This window comes from Blastococcus sp. SYSU D00820 (assembly GCF_054050695.1).
In genome coordinates this window covers 101,569-118,983 of record NZ_JBJGZW010000006.1, presented here as the reverse complement: position 1 = coordinate 118,983, position 17,415 = coordinate 101,569, and the positions used below count along the sequence as shown (strand labels likewise).

Sequence of the window (17,415 nt, the reverse complement as noted above, 5' to 3'; positions counted from 1 at the left end):
GGACGCGTGCCCGTGTCCCGCGCCCCGTCCGCCCGTCCCCTGGTGGTCAGCACCGACGAGGACCTCCTCGACGACGTGCTCCGCCTGCTCGCCGCGGCCGGTGCCGAGGCGGAGGTCGCCACCGGCGGCCCCGCCCTGCGCCGCGCGCACCGCGAGGCGCCCCTGGTGCTGCTCGGAGCCGACGTGCTCGGTGCCGCGCCGGTGCGCGACCTGCCCCGCCGGCCCGGGGTGGTCGTGGTCGCCGCCGCCGAGCTGCCGGGGCCGGCGTGGGCGGCGGCGGTGGAGCTGGGCGCCGAGCGGGTCGCGGTGCTGCCGGCCGACGAGGGATGGCTGCTGGCCCGGGCGGGGGACGCGCTGCGCTCCCCGGTCGAGCGCGGACGGCTGGTCGCGGTCGGCGGCAGCTGCGGGGGCGCCGGCGCGAGCACGCTCGCCGTGGCGCTGGCGCTCACGGCCGCTCCGGACGCCGACGGCGTGCTGCTGGTCGACACCGACGGCTGGGGTGGCGGGCTGGACCTCCTGCTCGGCGGGGAGGGCACCGACGGCCTGCGCTGGCCGGAGCTGAGCGGGCTGCGCGGCCGGGTCGGCGGTGAGGCGCTGATGGCCTGCCTGCCCGAGGTGGCCGGGGTCTCCGTGCTCGCCGCCTCCCGGTCGTCGCCGGCGCCGCCTCCGGTGGAGGCCGTCGTGGCGGTGGTCGAGGCCGCCCGGGCCGGCGGGCGGCCGGTGGTCGTCGACCTGCCGCGGTCGGCGCCCCGGGAGGTCACCGAGGCGGTGCTGGCCGAGGCCGAGCTGGCGGTCCTGCTCGTGCCCGCCCGGCTGCGCTCGGCGGTCGCCGCCCGGCTCCTGGTCGACGGCGTCCCCGACGATCCGCCCGCTCCGTGGGCGGCCGCGCGGCTGGTCGTGCGGCGCGGGCCCGGCGGGCTGACCGCTGCCGAGGTGGCCGACGTCGTCGGCCGGCCGGTACTGGCCGAACTGGCCCCCGACCGGTCGGCGCCGCTGCGCAGCGAGCGGGGCGAGCCCCCGCTGGTCTCCGCTCGGTCGCCGCTGGGCTCGGTCGCCCGGCGGCTGCTGGCCGCGGCGACGCCGGCGGAGGTGCCGGCATGAGCGCCGTTCCGCTGGTCGAGCGGGTCCGCGCCCGGCTGGCCGCCGAGCCCGGTCCGCCCACCCGGGCGGCGGTCGCCGCCCTGGTCCGGGAGGAGGCCGGCGGCCTGCTCGGTGACGACGACGTCCTCTCCGCCGTGCGGACGGCGGTCGACGAGCTGGCCGGCGCCGGTCCGCTGGAACCGCTGCTGCGCGAGCCCGGCGTCAGCGACGTGCTGGTCAACGGCCCGGACGAGGTGTGGGTCGACCGCGGCCGGGGGCTGGAGCGGGCCGCGGTCGCGTTCGCCGACGAGGAGGCGGTGCGCCGGCTGGCGGTCCGGCTGGCCGCGGCGGCGGGCCGGCGGCTCGACGACGCCGCTCCCTGGGTCGATGCCGGGCTGCCCGACGGCACCCGGCTGCACGCGGTGCTGCCGCCGGTCTCGGCACGGGGCACCTGCCTGTCGCTGCGCGTGCTGCGCCGCTGCTCCCTCGACCTGGCCGGGCTGGCCGCCCGCGGCACCGTGACCGCGGAATCGGCCGAGCTGCTCACCCGCCTGGTCGCCCGGCGGCTGGCCTTCCTGGTCACCGGCGGCACCGGATCGGGCAAGACCACGCTGCTGTCGGCCCTGCTCGGGCTCGTGCCGCCGGGCGAGCGGCTGGTGCTCTGCGAGGACGCACCGGAGCTGACCCCCGCCCATCCGCACGTGGTCGGCCTGGTCACCCGGCCGGCGAACGTGGAGGGCGTCGGAGCCGTGGGCTTGCGCGACCTGGTCCGCCAGGCGCTGCGGATGCGGCCGGACCGGCTGGTGGTCGGAGAGGTGCGCGGCGCGGAGGTCACCGACCTGCTCGCCGCGCTCAACACCGGGCACGACGGCGGCTGCGGCACCCTGCACGCCAACCGGCCGGCGGAGGTGCCGGCGCGGCTGGAGGCCCTCGGGGTCGCCGCCGGGCTGGACCGGCCGGCCGTGCACAGCCAGGCGGCCGCCGCGCTGGCCGTCGTCGTCCACCTGCGGCGGACGCCGTCGGGCCGCCGGGTGGAGGAGATCGGCGTCGTCCGCCGCGCGGGGGAGACCGTCGTCGTCGAGCCCGGCTGGCGGGGGGACGGCGGTCCCTGCCCGGGGCGCGGGCGGCTGGCCGAGCTGCTGGATCCCGGTCCGTGACCGCCGGGGTCCTCGCCGCCCTCGCCGCCGCGCTGCTGGTGTGGCCCGACCGCCGCCGGCGACGGGCCGCGGACCTGCGGCCCCTCCCGCCGCTGCGCCTGCCGGCCGTGCCGGGCGCGGCGCTGCCCGCGGTCGCGGGTGCCGCCGCCGCGGTCGCCGGGGTGCTGGCCGGGCCACCGCTGGTCGCCGCGCTGGCCGCGGTCGGCGGGTTCGCCGCGGGCCGCGCCTGGCACCGCCGTCGTCGCGAGCGCGACGCCGAACGCGGCCTCGACGCCCTGGCCGAGGCGCTGGGTGCGCTCGCCGCGGAGCTCCGCAGCGGCCGGCCGCTGGAGGCGGCGACGACCGCGGCGGCCGGCGCGTGCCCGGATCCGCACACCGGTCGCCTGCTCGCCCGTGCGGTGCGCGCTCCGGCGGGTGCTCCATCGGAGGGGCGCAGTGAGCAGGACCGGGCGCTGGCCAGGGTCGCGGCGGGAGTGCTGCTCAGCGCCCGCACCGGTTGCTCCCTGGCCGCGGTGCTCGGCGCCGTGGAGGACGACCTGCGCGCCCGCCGGCGGCACCGCGAGGAGCTCCGTGTGGCGACGGCCGGGCCACGGGCCAGCGCCCTGCTGCTCGCCGGCCTGCCGCTCCTGGCGCTGGCGATGGGCGGCGGCGTGGGCGCCGATCCCTGGGGTGTGCTGACCGGTACGGCCACCGGGCAGGTGCTGCTCCTGCTCGGTGTCGCGCTCGAGGCGGCCGGCCTGGCCTGGACGGCGCGGTTGCTGCGCCGCGCGGTGCGGTGAGCACCCACCAGGCTGCGGCGCTGCTGCTGTCCGCGGCCATGCTGGCCTGGCCCGGGAGCTCCGCGCGGGTGCGGGCGCGGGTGGCGCGGCTGCGGATCGCACCGCCGGCCGGCGCCGGGACGCCGTCCGGGCCGCCGCCGCCGGTCCGCCGCTGGGCGCTCGCCGGGGCCGCCGGTGCCGCGATCGCGCTGCTGCTCGGTGGCGTCGCCGGCCTGCTCGTCGGGGCGGGTGCGGTGGGAGCGCTGGAACGCCTGCTGCGCCGGGCCGGCGACCGCGGTTCCCGCCGGGCGCCCGGGGGCGACGACGACCTGCCGGTCGCCTGCGACCTGCTGGCCGTCTGCCTCGCCGCCGGCGTGCCCGTGCCGGGGAGCCTGGGCGCGGTCGCCGGCGCCCTGCCCGGCCCCCTCGGCGCGCATCTGGGCACGGTGGCCGGCCTGTACCGGCTGGGCGCGGCCCCGCGGCGGGCGTGGGCCGGCCTGCCCGACGAGCTCGGCGTGCTGGGCCGGGCGTTCGTGCGGGCGGGGGAGTCGGGTGCCGCCGCGGTGCCCACCCTCCGGGCGCTGGCGGCCGACCTGCGGACGGCGCAGCGGGCCCGCACGGAGGCCGACGTCCGCCGTGCCGGTGTCTGGGTGCTGGCTCCGCTGGGCGCCTGCTTCCTGCCGGCCTTCCTCTGCCTCGGGGTCGCCCCGCTCGTCCTGGGCATCGCCGGCGACGTCTTCGGATGAGCCGTCCACAGCCGGAGCCGGTCTCCACAGATGCCCGGCGGCCGTGGAGCCGCCCGCCGTCCGCGGACAGGGTCGGGAGCGACGGCCCGGTCCGCGGGCCCGGAACGAGGAGGCCCCATGAGCACCAGCGACGTCCCCGAGGCCGTGCCGCCGCTCGTCGAGGAGGAGCAGCGCCCGCCGCGCCCCGGGCTGCTGGCCCGCCGGCTGACCCGGCTGCGGCAGGAGCCGGAGGCGGGGATGAGCACGGCCGAGTACGCGGTCGGCACCGTGGCGGCCTGCGCCTTCGCCGCCGTCCTCTACAAGGTGGTGACCGGCGGCTCGATCGTCACGGCGCTCACCGACCTGGTCGACTCCGCCCTCGCGACGCTCTCCTGACCATACGCAGGCAGGTCCGCGACCGGGAGGCCGGCATGGTCACCGCCGAGACGGCGGTGGTGCTGCCGGTCCTGCTCCTGGTGCTCGCCGGGGCGGTCGCCGCGGTCGTCGTCGTCGGCGGGCACCTGCGCTGCGTCGACGCGGCCCGGGAGGGGGCGCGTGCCGCCGCCCGCGGCGAGCCGGTGGCCGTGGTCCGGGCGCTCGTCGCCGCGGCCGCGCCCGACGGCGCGCGCACGACCGTCGCCGTCTCCGACGACGAGGTGCGGGTGACCGTCGAGGCGGAGATCGCCCCGCTCGGCCCGCTCCCGCTGCGCACGGCGGTGGCCGCCACGGCGGTGGCCCAGCGCGAGCCCGGGCAGCCCGGTCCGGCGGCGGTCCCGTGAGGCCCGGCGGGCAGGCCGGGGATCCCTCGGACCGGGGCTCGGCCACCGTCTGGGTCGTCGCGCTGGCCGGGGTCCTGGCGGCGATCGGGGTGGCCGCGGTGCTGGTCGGCGCGGCGGTCGTCGCCCGGCACCGGGCCGCCGCGGCGGCCGACCTCGCTGCCCTGGCCGGTGCGGTGCGTGCGGTGGCCGGCGATCCGGGTGCCTGCCGGCGCGCCGCGGAGGTGGCCGCCGCCAACGGCGCCGAGCTGCGCACCTGCTCCGTCGGCGCCGACGCCGTCGTGGACGTCGAGGTCACCGTGCCGGTGCGGCTCGGCCCGCTGGGCACGCGCCAGGCCACCGGCCGGGCACGGGCCGGCCCGGTCGCCCCCGTCGAGGCGCCGGTGGCCGCCGGTCAGAAAACGAGGTCGTCCTCGTCCACCGCGGGGGCCTCGGGCGCGGTCTCTGGCACGGACCCGGGCGCGGGCGCGGGCGAGGGCGCGGGCTCGGCCACCGGCGCGGGAGCCGCGACGGCCCGCGGAGCCGGCCGTTCGTCGGCCTCGAGGGAGTCGTCCGCGGCACCACCGGGGTCGTCCCCGCTGCCGTCGTCCTCGGCGGCGGCCAGCTCGTCCAGCACGATGTCGAGCACCCGCACCGCGCCGGTCTTGTCGAGCGGGTCGTTGCCGTTTCCGCACTTGGGCGACTGCACGCACGAGGGGCATCCGTGCTCGCACTCGCAGCTGGCCACGGTGGCCCGGGTCGCCTGCAGCCACCGCCGCAGCGCCGCGTACCCGCGCTCGCTGAAGCCGGCGCCGCCGGGGTGGCCGTCGTAGACGAAGATCGTCGCCGCCCCGGTGTCGGGGTGGAGGGCGGTCGAGAGCCCGCCGAGGTCCCAGCGGTCGCAGGTGGCCAGCAGCGGCAGGATGCCGATCGCCGCGTGCTCGGCGGCGTGCAGCGAGCCGGGGAGCGCCACCTCGTCGACCTCCGCGCGGGCCACGGCCCGGTCGTCGAGGGTGACCCACACGGCACGGGTGCGCAGCTGGCGCGGGGGCAGGTCGAGCGGGAACTCCGCGAGCACCTCGCCGGTGCCGGCCCGCCGGCGCTGGTAGGCGACGACCTGGTTGACCACGTCCACCACCCCGGTGTGCGCGGTCACCGTGCCCAGCCGCCGGGTGCGGTCGATCGAGACGATCGACAGGTCGGTGACGTCGCGGGCCACGGTCGTCCACTCGGGGCTCTCCGGGTGCACGACGGCGCAGGCGTCCTCGACGTCGAACTCGTCGACGACGAAGGTCTCCCCGCGGTGCACGTACAGCGCGCCGGTGTGCACCGTCGCGTGCGCGGCGCCGCCGTCCACCGTGCCGAGCAGCCGGCCGGTCGCCCCCTCGATGATCGAGACCGGCTCGCCGCCGCTGCCGCGGATGTCGACGTCGGGCCGCCCGCGGCCGGCCCAGTACCAGCCGGTCGGCCGCTTGCGGATCAGTCCCTCCTCGACGAGCTCGGCCAGCCGGGCCTCGGCGGCCTCCCCGCCGAAGTCGGGGAGGTCCTCCGGCCGCAGCGGCAGCTCGGCGGCGGCGCAGCACAGCTGCGGCCCGAGCACGTAGGGGTTGGTCGGATCGGTGACCGTCGCCTCCACCGGGCGGCCGAACACCGCCCGCGGGTGGTGGGCCAGGTAGTGGTCCAGCGGGTCGTCGCGGGCGACGAACACGACCAGCGACTCCCGCTGGGCCCGCCCGGCGCGCCCGGCCTGCTGCCACAGCGAGGCGAGCGTGCCCGGGTACCCGGCGAGCACGACGGCGTCCAGCCCGGCGATGTCGATGCCCAGCTCGAGGGCGTTGGTGGTGGCCACGCCGAGCAGGTCACCGGCCGACAGCGCCCGCTCCAGCTCCCGCCGCTCCTCGGGCAGGTAGCCGCCGCGGTAGGAGTCGACGCGGCGCACCAGGTCCTCCCGGCCGCGGTCGGCCAGCAGCCGGCGGGCCTGCTCGGCCACGGACTCGGCGCTGCGCCGCGAGCGCACGAACGCCAGCGTCCGCGCGCCCCGCTCGACGAGGTCGGCCAGCAGGGTGGCGGCGTCGCCGGCGGCCGAGCGGCGCAGCGGGGCGCCGTGCTCCCCGGTGCGCTCGGTCAGCGGCGGCTCCCACAGGGCGAAGGTCGCCCCCGGGCGGGGCGAGCCGTCCTCGGTGACCGCGACCACCGGCGCGCCGACCAGCCGGCCGGCGGCCGCTCCGGGCTCGGCCACGGTCGCCGAGGCCAGCACGAACACCGGCTCGGCGCCGTAGCGGCGGCAGATCCGGCGCAGCCGGCGCAGCACGTGCCCGACGTGCGAGCCGAACACCCCGCGGTAGGCGTGGCACTCGTCGACGACCACGTAGGCCAGCCGCCGCAGCGTGGACGACCAGCGCTGGTGGGCCGGCAGGATCCCGCGGTGCAGCATGTCGGGGTTGGTGACGATCCACCGCGAGTGCCGGCGGACCCAGTCCCGCTCCTCGGCCGGGGTGTCGCCGTCGTAGGCGGCCGGGCGCACCGACGGATCGGCCAGCGCGGCGACCGACGCCAGCTGGTCGCGCGCCAGCGCCTTGGTCGGAGCCAGGTAGAGCACGCAGGCACGGGGGTCCTCGGCCAGCCGGCTCAGGGCCGGCAGCTGGTAGGCCAGCGACTTGCCCGACGCCGTCCCGGTGGCCACCACCACCGACGTCCCGTCGTGGGCGAGCTGGGCGGCCTCCACCTGGTGGCGGTAGGGGGTGCGCACCCCGTTCCCCTCCAGCCGGGCGCGCAGCGCGGGGTCGACCCACGCCGGCCAGGGCTGCGTGCGCCCCTCCCGCACCGGCTCACGGTGCACGTGGGTGACCGGCTGCTCCTCCACCGGGGTGCCGGCCAGGAGCGCGGCCAGCAGCTGCGTGCCGGGCGGCGGCTCGGCCGTGCGGGCGCCGGGGGACAGGACACCGCCCTCTGGACCGTGATCCGCGCCGGGAGGGGGAGCCGACCGGACCGGGTGGAGCGTGGTCACCTCCCCACTGTCACACCTGCCGGCAACCGCCGTCGGCGCCGTCCGGCGGAAAGCGGTGCTGCCGCAGGGCTACCGCTACCGGGTGTGATCTCGCTTACACTCACGCGGCGTCCCCGCAGACGGGCCACCGCCGGCTCGGACGAGACCTCCGCCGCCCGGGGCGCGAGCGTGTCCCGGCAGCAGCCGACCGCTTGGAGGAACCACATGCCGGACAGCGCGCTCAGCGGCGGGGACATCGCCCTCGTGACGATCGTCCTCGCCATCTCCCTCGCCGCCCTCGCCTTCGCCGCCTTCCTGGTGCGTGCGGTCATGGCCGCGGACCAGGGGACGACGACGATGCGTGACATCGCACGGGCGATCCAGGAGGGCGCCGGGGCCTACCTGAGGCGCCAGTTCAAGACTCTCGGTGTCTTCGCCGTGATCGTCTTCCTCCTGCTGCTCGTGCTCCCGGTGCACGACGGCGGCTGGGGCACGCGGATCGGCCGCGCCCTGTTCTTCCTGGTCGGCGCGCTGTTCTCCGCCATGGTCGGGTTCATCGGGATGACGCTGGCCACCCGCGGCAACGTGCGGGTCGCCGCGGCGGCGCGGGCCGGCGGCTACCGGCCGGCCTTCCGCATCGCGTACCGCACCGGAGGCGTCTGCGGGATGATCACCGTCGGGCTCGGCCTCTTCGGCGCCTCGCTGGCCCTGCTGCTGTTCGGCGAGACGGCGCCGGTGGTGCTCGAGGGCTTCGGCTTCGGCGGCGCGCTGCTGGCCATGTTCATGCGCGTCGGCGGCGGGATCTTCACCAAGGCCGCCGACGTCGGCGCCGACCTGGTCGGCAAGGTCGAGGCCGGCATCCCCGAGGACGACCCCCGCAACGCGGCGACCATCGCCGACAACGTGGGCGACAACGTCGGTGACTGCGCCGGGATGGCCGCCGACCTCTTCGAGTCCTACGCGGTGACCCTGGTCGCCGCGCTGATCCTGGGCCAGGTCGTCTTCGGCCCGGTCGGCATGGTCTTCCCGCTGGTGGTCGCCGCCATCGGGATCATCGCCTCGGTCGTCGGCATCCTCGCCAGCAACCCGGGCAAGACCGACGCCAGCGGGCTGGCGCCCATCAACCGCGGCTTCTTCACCTCGGCCGTCGTCTCCCTGGTGCTCGTGGCAGTCGCGTCGTTCACCGTGCTGCCCACCGTCGCCGACCTCGAGGACACCGTCGTCAGCCCGCAGGTGCTCGGGTTCCTCGCCGTCCTGATCGGCATCGTCCTGGCCGCGGCGATCCAGATGCTCACCGGCTACTTCACCGAGACCTCCCGCAAGCCGGTCAAGGACGTCGGCCGCAGTTCCCTCACCGGCCCGGCCACGGTCATCCTCTCCGGCATCTCGCTCGGGCTGGAGAGCGCGGTGTACGCGGCGCTGCTGATCGGCGGCGCGGTGTACGCCGCCTTCCTCATCGGCGGCGGCGCGGCGCTCTACGCCGTCGCCCTGGCCGGCTGCGGCCTGCTCACCACGGCCGGCGTCATCGTCTCGATGGACACCTTCGGGCCGGTCAGCGACAACGCCCAGGGCATCGCCGAGATGTCCGGTGACATCGACGACGAGGGCGCCCGCGTGCTCACCGACCTCGACGCCGTCGGCAACACCACCAAGGCGATCACCAAGGGCATCGCGATCGCCACCGCCGTCCTCGCCGCCACCGCGCTGTTCGGCTCCTACAACGAGCAGGTGCGCGCGGCCCTCGACGGGGTCGACCTCGGCGCCGCGTTCAGCCTGGTCAACCCGAACAACGTGGTGGGGGCGGTGCTGGGGGCCGCCGTCGTCTTCCTCTTCTCCGGGCTGGCGATCAGCGCCGTGTCCCGGGCGGCCGGCCGGGTGGTCTTCGAGGTGCGGGAGCAGTTCCGCACGCACCCCGGGATCATGGACTTCAGCGAGCGGCCCGACTACAGCCGCGTGGTCGACATCTGCACCAAGGACTCGCTGCGCGAACTGGCCACGCCCGGCCTGCTCGCCGTCCTCGCCCCGGTCGCGGTCGGCTTCGGCCTGGGCTTCGGCCCCCTGGCCGCCTATCTCGTCGGCGCGATCGCGGCCGGCACGCTGATGGCGGTGTTCCTCGCCAACTCCGGCGGCGCGTGGGACAACGCCAAGAAGATGGTGGAGGACGGCGCGTACGGCGGGAAGGGCAGCGAGGCGCACGCGGCGACGGTCATCGGCGACACCGTCGGCGACCCGTTCAAGGACACCGCCGGCCCGGCCATCAACCCGCTGATCAAGGTGATGAACCTGGTCGCGCTGCTCATCGCCCCCGCGGTGGTGGGCATGTCGGTGGGCGAGGACCAGAACACCGGCCTGCGCGTGCTCATCGCGCTGGCCGCCGTGCTGGTCATCGTCGCGGCGGTGGTCGTCTCCAAGCGCCGGTCGGTCGTCGTCGGCGGCGACGCCAGCGGCCAGCCGGCGCAGAAGCTGACGGCGTCCGCTCCCTGATCCCACGGGCGGGATCCTCCGGCGGTCCAGGGGCCGCCGGGGGTTCGGCCGGGCGGTTGTGGACGCAGCCCTCCGGTGTGGACGGCCCGGCGCGTCCCGGGGTGGCGGCGGCCTAGCGTCCGGCCGCCGCCGGCCCGGACGGGGACCGGCGCCGTCCGCCCGGAGGTCCCGCACGTGTCCGACACGCTCACCATCTCGCCCGGTCTGGTCGCGGCACTGGCCGATTCGCTGGCCGGCCTGGCCGCCGACCTCGCCCACGACTCCGACGTCTGCCGCACGGCCGGTGTGTTCTGCCGCGGTGCCCTGGACGGCGTCGCCGGCGAGCGCACCGCGGACCTCGGGGCGGCGTGGGCCGGGCTGGTCGAGGCCACGGCGGAGGGAGCCGCCGCGGTCGCCCGGACGCTCGGTGCCGCGGCGGCCTCGTACGTGGCCGCCGACACCGCGCTCGCCGCGGTGGTGCGCGTCGGGAGCCCCCGGTGACCGGCGTGGGGCTCCGGGAGGTCGCGGCCTGGGACGTGTCCCTCCTGGCCACGGGCGTCGCCCACCTGGTGGCAGTGGCCGACCGGCTGCCCTCCTGGCGCACCGGCGTCGAGACCGTCGGTGCGGCCGTGGGGGACCCCCTGGTCTGGTCCGGCAGCGCGGCCACCGTGGCCCGCACCGCCCTGGCGGGGGTGGCCGAGGTCGCGATCCGGGTGGCGGGGGCGCTCGCGGAGTCCGCCGCGGCCGCCCGGCGCATGGTCGCCGAGGCCGGCGCCGCCCACGAGCTGGCGGGCGAGGCGCTGGCGGTGGCGTCGACCGTGCCGGTCGACCTCGACGACGCCGGCCGCGCCGGCCCCCTCGCGCCGGCCGGTGCCGGTCCGGTCGGCCGGCTGGGCGCGGCGGTCGAGGCGGCGCCGACCGTCGAGCGCGCCCAGGCGCTGGCCGCCGAGGCGCTGGCGGCGGCGGCCCGCGCGGTCGCGGCGGGGGTCGAGGCCGGCGAGGCGCTCCGGGCCGTCGGTGTGGTCGACGGCCGCGCGCCGGCCGACTTCCCGGCACTCGCCGGGCTGACCGGGTGGGGGGTGCCCCCACCGGCACCGCCGGTGCCGCCGGGCCTGACCCCGGAGGCGGCCGCCCGGTGGTGGGCGGGGCTGTCCTCCGGCGAGCGGCTCGCCGTGGTCGCCGCGGACCCCGAGGGCGTCGGCGGGCTGGACGGCGTGCCGGCATGGGCCCGCGACCAGGCCAACCGCGCGCTCCTCGAGCGCGCCCTGGCCGACCCGACGGCACCCGGGCACCCGGTGGCCGTGGCGGCCGACGCCGAGCTGGCCGCCCGTGCGGCCGCCGGGGAGGAGGCGCAGCTGTACCTCTTCCAGCCGGAGGACGGGCTGGTCGCGGTGGCGCTCGGGGACGTCGACACCGCCGACGCGGTCGGCGTGCTGGTCCCCGGTGTCGGGAACGAGCCCGACACGGACCTCGACGACCTCGCCGACGACGCGGCCGCGGTGGCCGGCACCGCGGCGACCGCCGCCCCCGGCGCCGCCGTGGCCACCATCGCCTGGCTCGGCTACCGCACCCCCAGCCTGCGGGAGGCACTCGGCAACTCGGCTGCCGAGGTGGGCGGCCGGGCGCTCGACACGACGCTGCGCGGGGTGGCCGCCCTGCGCGCCGACGACCCGGCCCGGGTGACCGTGGTGGCGCACAGCTACGGCACCGTCGTGGCCGACCGCGCGGTCGACCGGCCCGGCGAGCTGCCCGCCGACGCGCTGGTGGTGCTGGGCAGCCCCGGCATGGACCACATCGCCCTCGACCTCGAGGCCCCCGAGGTCTTCGCGGCCGCCAGTCCGATCGACCCGGTGACCTGGACGGGGTGGCACGGACTGGACCCCACCGAGCCCGGCTTCCTCGCCACGGAGCTGCCCACCGAGCTGGGTCAGTGGCACGGCGAGTACTACGCCGCGGAGCACCCGACGGTCGCCGCGATCGGCGAGGTGGTGGCCGGGACGGGGCCCCGGTGAGCAGCGCGGGCGGCCGGGAACAGCCGGCCGCCGGCCGCGTTGGGACGGGGTGTCGGCACGCCCACTCCGGGTCACCACCGGGTGCCGCAGCGGCATCGTGGCCTACCGTGGCGGAGCCGAGGGTGGTGTCGCCGCGCCGACACCCCCGGTGCCGCGGTCGCGGCACCCGCAGGACAGCGCACCACCGACAGGAGCACCGTGCCCCCCACGAAGACCGCGAAGACCGGCAGCGAGACCGCCAGCGCACCCGCCGGCGGGACGAGCACGCCTGCCCGCCGCCGGACCGCCGCTGCGGGAGGCCGCCCGCTGGTCATCGTGGAGTCGCCGACCAAGGCCGGGAAGATCGCCGGCTATCTCGGCAGCGGGTACGTGGTCGAGGCCAGCGTCGGGCACATCCGCGACCTGCCGCGCAACGCCGCGGACGTCCCGGCCGAGCACAAGGGTGCGTCCTGGGCCCGGCTGGGCGTCGACGTCGACAACGCCTTCGAGCCGCTGTACGTGATCAGCCCCGACCGCAAGCAGCAGGTCAGCCGGCTCAAGCAGCTGGTCAAGGAGGCCAGCGAGGTCTACCTCGCCACCGATGAGGACCGCGAGGGCGAAGCCATCGCCTGGCACCTGGTCGACACGCTCAAGCCGCGGGTGCCGGTGCGCCGGATGGTCTTCCACGAGATCACCCCGGAGGCGATCGCCCGCGCCGTGGCCAACCCGCGCGAGCTCGACACCGCGCTGGTCGACGCCCAGGAGACCCGCCGCATCCTCGACCGCCTCTACGGCTACGAGGTCAGCCCCGTCCTCTGGAAGAAGGTCCTGCCGAAGCTGTCGGCCGGCCGCGTCCAGTCGGTGGCGACCCGGATCGTGGTCGAGCGCGAGCGCGAGCGGATGGCCTTCCACGCCGCCGACTACTGGTCGCTGGAGGGCACCTTCGCCGTCTCCGGGAAGACCGCCGGCGCCGACGAGGGCGAGCCCGCGACCCTGCGCGCCCGGCTGGTGAGCGTCGACGACAGCCGCGTCGCCACCGGCCGCGACTTCGACCCGGCCACCGGCCAGGTCACCGGCGACGTCGTCCACCTCGACGAGGCCGGCGCCCGCGGGCTGGCCGCCCGGCTCGAGGGCCGCCCGGTCACCGTCTCCCGGGTCGACGAGAAGCCCTACCGCCGCCGGCCGTACGCGCCGTTCACCACCTCCACGCTGCAGATGGAGGCCGGCCGCAAGCTGGGCTGGTCGTCGGCGCAGGTCATGCGGGTGGCCCAGCGGCTGTACGAGAACGGCCACATCACCTACATGCGGACCGACTCGACGAACCTGTCGAACGAGGCCATCAACGCCGCCCGCACCCAGGCCCGCGAGCTCTACGGCGACGCCTACGTGCCGGCCGAGCCGCGGCGGTACGCGAAGAAGGCCAAGGGCGCCCAGGAGGCGCACGAGGCGATCCGTCCCGCCGGCGACAGCTTCCGCACCCCGGGTCAGCTCGCCGGCCAGCTCGCCCGTGACGAGTTCCGCCTGTACGAGCTGATCTGGCAGCGCACCGTGGCCTCGCAGATGGCCGACGCCGTCGGGCAGACGGTGAGCATCCGGCTGGCCGGCCGCAGCGCCACCGACGAGCGGGTGGAGTTCACCGCCAGCGGCCGCACGATCACCTTCCCCGGCTTCCTGCGGGCCTACGTCGAGTCGCGCGACGAGGGCGCGGCCGGCTCGGGCGACGACGACCACGGCAGCGACGACGCCGAGCGCCGGCTGCCGCGGCTCGAGCGCGGTCAGCAGCTCGACACCCGGGAGCTCGAGGCCAAGGGCCACACCACCACGCCGCCGTCCCGCTACACCGAGCCCAGCCTGGTGGCCCGGCTCGAGGAGCTGGGCATCGGCCGGCCGTCGACCTACGCGTCGATCATGCAGACCATCCAGGACCGCGGGTACGTGTGGAAGAAGGGCGCCGCGCTGGTGCCCTCCTTCGTCGCCTTCGCGGTGGTCAACCTGCTGGAGCAGCACTTCGCCCAGCTGGTCGACTACGACTTCACCGCCTCCCTGGAGGAGGAGCTCGACGAGATCGCCAACGGTGCGCTGCACCGGGTCGACTGGCTGACCGAGTTCTACTTCGGCGGCGAGGGCCGGCACGCGGGCGCGATCGCCCAGGCGGGCGGTCTGAAGCAGGTCATCGGCCAGCGCCTGGAGGAGATCGACGCCCGCGGTGTCAACTCCATCCCGCTGCGGGCGACCGGGCCGAACGGCGAGCCGGTCGTGGTCCGGGTCGGCCGCTACGGGCCCTACCTGCAGGCCGGCGGCGAGGACGGGCCGCGGATCAGCATCCCCGAGGACCTCGCGCCCGACGAGCTGACCAGCGAGAAGGTCGCCGAGCTGCTCGCCGCGCCGTCCAGCGACCGCGAGCTGGGCACCGACCCGGAGTCCGGGCTGCCCGTGGTGGTCAAGGCCGGCCGCTACGGCCCCTACGTGACCACGGTTGTCCCCGAGGGCAGCAAGGCCGCGCCGCGCACGGCCAGCCTGTTCTCCTCGATGTCGCCGGAGACGGTCACCCTCGAGGACGCCCTCAAGCTGCTCACCCTCCCGCGCACGGTGGGCACCGCCCCCGACGGCGAGGAGATCCAGGCGCTCAACGGCCGCTACGGCCCCTACCTCAAGAAGGGCACCGACTCCCGGTCGCTGCCCAGCGAGGAGGCGCTGTTCACCACCACGCTGGACGAGGCGCTGGCGATCTTCGCCCAGCCCAAGCAGCGTGGCCGGCGGGCCGCGGCGGCGCCGCTCAAGGAGCTGGGCAACGACCCGGTCACCCAGGGCGCGGTGACCGTGCGGGAGGGCCGGTTCGGCCCGTACGTCACCGACGGCGAGACCAACGCCAGCCTGCGCAAGGGCGACGACGTCGAGTCGATCACCCTCGAGCGGGCGGCGGAGCTGCTGGCCGACCGGCGCAGCCGCCCGGCGGCCACGAAGAAGAAGGCCACCAAGAAGGCGACGGCGAAGAAGACGGCGGCCACCACGACGGCCGCGGCCAAGAAGACCACCGCCAAGAAGACCACCGCCACGAAGACCACCGCCACGAAGGCGACCAAGAAGGCGACCGCGAAGGCGGCGGCCGACGCCGTCCCGCTGGCGTGAGCCCGGGCGGGACCGAGTCGCTGGACCCGGCCACCTGGCAGGCGCGGCGGACGTCGTTCGGATCGGTCGCCGCCGACTACGCGGCGCTGCGCCCCGGCTATCCGGCCGACGTGGTCGCCTTCCTGCTGGGTCCGGGGCCGCGGCGGGCGCTCGACCTGGGCGCCGGCACCGGCCTGCTCACCGAGGTGCTGGTGGCTGCCGGCCACGAGGTGGTCGCCGTCGATCCGTCGGCGGAGATGCTGGCCCAGCTGCGGGCGCGACTGCCGCAGGTGCAGACCGCGGTCGGGAGCGCCGAGGCGGTTCCGCTGCCCGACGGCTCGGTCGACGCGGTGGTGGCCGGGCAGGCCGCGCACTGGTTCGCCCCGGAGCCGGCGGCCGCGGAGATGCGGCGCCTGCTGCGCCCGGGCGGCGTCGTCGGGCTGGTCTGGAACAGCCGCGACGAGCGGGTGCCGTGGGTCGGCGCGCTGGGGGAGCGGCTGGCCGCGGAGTCGCGGAACGCGGAGGCCGACCAGGGCGTCGTCGAGCTGATCGCCCGGGCACTCCCGGCGCGCGTCGAGATGTTCGAGTCCGGCCTCGTGCAGCGGCTGACGCCCGAGCAGGTGGTGGCCGGTATCGGCACCCGCAGCTACGTGGCCACGATGGACGCCGCCGGCCGCGCGGCCTTCCTCGGCGACCTGCGCGACCTGCTGGCCGGCCACCCCGACACCCGCGGCCGCTCGGTGCTCGAGCTGCCCTACCGGACGACGGCCTACCGGCTCACGCCCGCCTGATCGCCGCCGAGCGCCGGTCCGGCGATCGCGCGCAGCGCCGCGACGTGCGCGGTGAACGCCTCGCGGCCGCGGCGGGACAGCCGCAGCCACGTGCGCGGCCGCTTGCCCACGTAGCCCTTGCGCACCTCCACGTAGCCGGCCCGCTCCAGCGCGCTCACCGTCTTCGACAGCATCGAGTCGCTGACCTGCACGCCGTCGCGCACGAAGCCGAACTCGGCCTCCTCGGCGGCGGCCAGCGTCGCCATCACCGAGAACCGGACCGGGGCGTGGATGGTCTCGTCCAGGCCGTGCCGGGGATGGCCGTCCGCCGTGGTCACCGGGGCAGCTCGCGCCAGGCGCCGACGAGGCACGGCAGCGCGGCCAGCACGGCCAGCGGACCCCACCAGGCCCACTCGGCGGCGAGTTCCGGCCGGGTGCGCCCCACGGCGAGCCCGACGGCGAACACCGCCGCCCAGGCGCCCATGGTGAGGCCGAACCGCCGGCTGAAGCCCACCTGCGTGGAGCGGCGGCCCACCACCAGCGCCAGTGCCGCCCCGGCGACGGCCAGCGCGAACGGCAGGGCGGCGGCCACGACGCCGCGCTCGCTGCCGGCGACCGGCTGGGCCAGGAGGAAGCCCGCGCTGGCCAGGCCCAGCGTGAGCAGGAAACCGGAGGCCGCCCGGTCGGCCTCCCTCCGGACGCGGGCGCCGGCGGCATCGGCCTGCGCGAGCAGCGCGGCGGCGGACGTGGGCGTGGGAACGGTCATCGCGGGACCTCACCTCGGGAGTCGGTGACGACACCGTGGCAAGAACTTTCCTGTCAGTCAAGTAGTTGCCGCTCGGTGGCCGACCGCGAACACCCGGCGGAACGGCAGCACCGTCGTCCCGTCCGGGCGGGGCGGATAGGCCGCGCGCAGGGCGGCGGCGTACTCGGCGGTGAGGACGGCGGCGTCGTCGGGAGCCAGCCGGGCCAGCACCGGCCGCAGCACCGTGCTCCGCACCCAGCCCAGCACCGGATCGGGTCCGGACAGCCGGTGCAGGTAGGTCGTCTCCCAGACGTCGGCGCCGAGCCCGGCCGCGGTGAGGACGTCGAGGTAGCCCGCCGGCGGCAGCACCGGGTCCGCCGGGGGAGCGACGCCGGCCAGCCGGTCGGCCCACCGCGGCGAGCGGCACAGCTCGGCCAGCAGCCGGTGGGTCGGCGCCCCGGCGTTGCCCGGCACCTGCACGGCCAGCCAGCCGCCAGCGGCCAGCTGCCCGGCCCAGCGGGCCAGCAGTCGCTCGTGCCCGGGCACCCAGTGCAGCACCGCGTTGCTCACCAGGACGTCGACCGGCTCGGCCGGCCGCCAGTCCCGGACGTCGCCGGCGGTGAACGCCACCCGCCCCGGCACGGCGTGCGCGGCCGCGGCGGCCAGCATCTCGGGGGAGGAGTCCACGCCGGTGACCCGCGCGCCGGGCCAGCGCCGCGCCAGCGAGGCGGTCAGCCCGCCCTCGCCGCAGCCGAGGTCGACCACCAGGCGCGGTGCGGAGGCGCCCACGCGGGCGAGCAGGTCGGCGAACGGCCGCGCCCGCTCGTCGCCGAAGCGCAGGTAGCCGGCCGGGTCCCACGGGGCGTCGTCCACGGCC

15 protein-coding genes and 1 pseudogene are annotated in these 17,415 nt (G+C 77.5%); 12 read left to right on the top strand and 4 right to left on the bottom strand.

Translation table 11 applies throughout. The features are described from left to right. Nucleotides 1-6 precede the first annotated feature (6 nt). From ssd to ACI79R_RS09380, 7 genes and pseudogenes are all read left to right on the top strand, one after another. Entirely contained in the window at nt 7-1,101 is a 1,095-nt protein-coding gene (gene ssd / locus ACI79R_RS09410) for a septum site-determining protein Ssd (protein WP_456573335.1), read from the top strand. Then, nucleotides 1,098-2,237, top strand: coding sequence for a TadA family conjugal transfer-associated ATPase (locus ACI79R_RS09405; RefSeq protein WP_456573334.1), 1,140 nt, complete (start codon nt 1,098-1,100; stop codon nt 2,235-2,237). The genes ssd and ACI79R_RS09405 overlap by 4 nt, the downstream gene beginning before the upstream one ends. Continuing rightward, entirely contained in the window at nt 2,234-3,016 is a 783-nt protein-coding gene (locus tag ACI79R_RS09400; RefSeq protein ID WP_456573333.1) for a type II secretion system F family protein, read from the top strand. The genes ACI79R_RS09405 and ACI79R_RS09400 overlap by 4 nt, the downstream gene beginning before the upstream one ends. Then, nucleotides 3,013-3,741: a type II secretion system F family protein gene (locus tag ACI79R_RS09395; RefSeq protein ID WP_456573332.1), complete on the top strand. Its 729-nt coding sequence runs from the start codon at nt 3,013-3,015 to the stop codon at nt 3,739-3,741. Before ACI79R_RS09400 ends, ACI79R_RS09395 begins: the two co-directional genes overlap by 4 nt. Nucleotides 3,742-3,858: 117 nt before the next feature. Further along, nucleotides 3,859-4,116, top strand: a complete 258-nt coding sequence (locus tag ACI79R_RS09390) for a DUF4244 domain-containing protein (protein WP_456573331.1) — start codon at nt 3,859-3,861, stop codon at nt 4,114-4,116. Between the two features lie 35 nt (nt 4,117-4,151). After that, nucleotides 4,152-4,499: a TadE family type IV pilus minor pilin gene (locus ACI79R_RS09385; RefSeq protein WP_456573330.1), complete on the top strand. Its 348-nt coding sequence runs from the start codon at nt 4,152-4,154 to the stop codon at nt 4,497-4,499. Further along, nucleotides 4,496-4,846: pseudogene (locus tag ACI79R_RS09380) on the top strand (Rv3654c family TadE-like protein); the annotation flags it as partial. The gene ACI79R_RS09385 and the pseudogene ACI79R_RS09380, both read left to right, overlap by 4 nt. Nucleotides 4,847-4,890: 44 nt before the next feature. Here ACI79R_RS09380 and ACI79R_RS09375 read toward each other — a convergent pair. Continuing rightward, a complete protein-coding gene (locus tag ACI79R_RS09375; RefSeq protein ID WP_456573329.1) occupies nt 4,891-7,482 on the bottom strand; it encodes a DEAD/DEAH box helicase in 2,592 nt (863 codons plus the stop codon). Between the two features lie 204 nt (nt 7,483-7,686). Between ACI79R_RS09375 and ACI79R_RS09370 the strand changes: the two genes are divergently transcribed. From ACI79R_RS09370 to ACI79R_RS09350, 5 genes are all read left to right on the top strand, one after another. Next, on the top strand, nt 7,687-9,945 hold the full coding sequence (locus ACI79R_RS09370; protein ID WP_456573328.1) for a sodium-translocating pyrophosphatase: 2,259 nt from the start codon (nt 7,687-7,689) through the stop codon (nt 9,943-9,945). A 174-nt stretch (nt 9,946-10,119) separates the two neighbouring features. Further along, nucleotides 10,120-10,425: a hypothetical protein gene (locus tag ACI79R_RS09365; protein ID WP_456573327.1), complete on the top strand. Its 306-nt coding sequence runs from the start codon at nt 10,120-10,122 to the stop codon at nt 10,423-10,425. Next, nucleotides 10,422-11,936, top strand: coding sequence for an alpha/beta hydrolase (locus ACI79R_RS09360; protein WP_456573326.1), 1,515 nt, complete (start codon nt 10,422-10,424; stop codon nt 11,934-11,936). The genes ACI79R_RS09365 and ACI79R_RS09360 overlap by 4 nt, the downstream gene beginning before the upstream one ends. Nucleotides 11,937-12,134: 198 nt before the next feature. Then, nucleotides 12,135-15,044, top strand: coding sequence for a type I DNA topoisomerase (topA, locus tag ACI79R_RS09355; RefSeq protein ID WP_456573325.1), 2,910 nt, complete (start codon nt 12,135-12,137; stop codon nt 15,042-15,044). Next, nucleotides 15,041-15,814, top strand: coding sequence for a class I SAM-dependent methyltransferase (locus ACI79R_RS09350; RefSeq protein WP_456573324.1), 774 nt, complete (start codon nt 15,041-15,043; stop codon nt 15,812-15,814). The genes topA and ACI79R_RS09350 overlap by 4 nt, the downstream gene beginning before the upstream one ends. On the opposite strand, the gene ACI79R_RS09345 is transcribed toward ACI79R_RS09350, so the two are convergent. The 3 genes from ACI79R_RS09345 to ACI79R_RS09335 are packed head-to-tail and all read right to left on the bottom strand — an operon-like array spanning nt 15,793 to nt 17,411. Then, nucleotides 15,793-16,131 carry a winged helix-turn-helix domain-containing protein gene (locus ACI79R_RS09345; RefSeq protein ID WP_456573323.1) on the bottom strand — a complete coding sequence of 113 codons (339 nt, stop codon included), beginning with the start codon at nt 16,129-16,131 and terminating at the stop codon, nt 15,793-15,795. The genes ACI79R_RS09350 and ACI79R_RS09345 overlap by 22 nt on opposite strands. Then, entirely contained in the window at nt 16,128-16,559 is a 432-nt protein-coding gene (locus ACI79R_RS09340; RefSeq protein ID WP_456573322.1) for a hypothetical protein, read from the bottom strand. Before ACI79R_RS09340 ends, ACI79R_RS09345 begins: the two co-directional genes overlap by 4 nt. Before the next feature lie 57 nt (nt 16,560-16,616). Beyond that, on the bottom strand, nt 16,617-17,411 hold the full coding sequence (locus ACI79R_RS09335) for a trans-aconitate 2-methyltransferase (RefSeq protein ID WP_456573321.1): 795 nt from the start codon (nt 17,409-17,411) through the stop codon (nt 16,617-16,619). Nucleotides 17,412-17,415 lie beyond the last annotated feature (4 nt).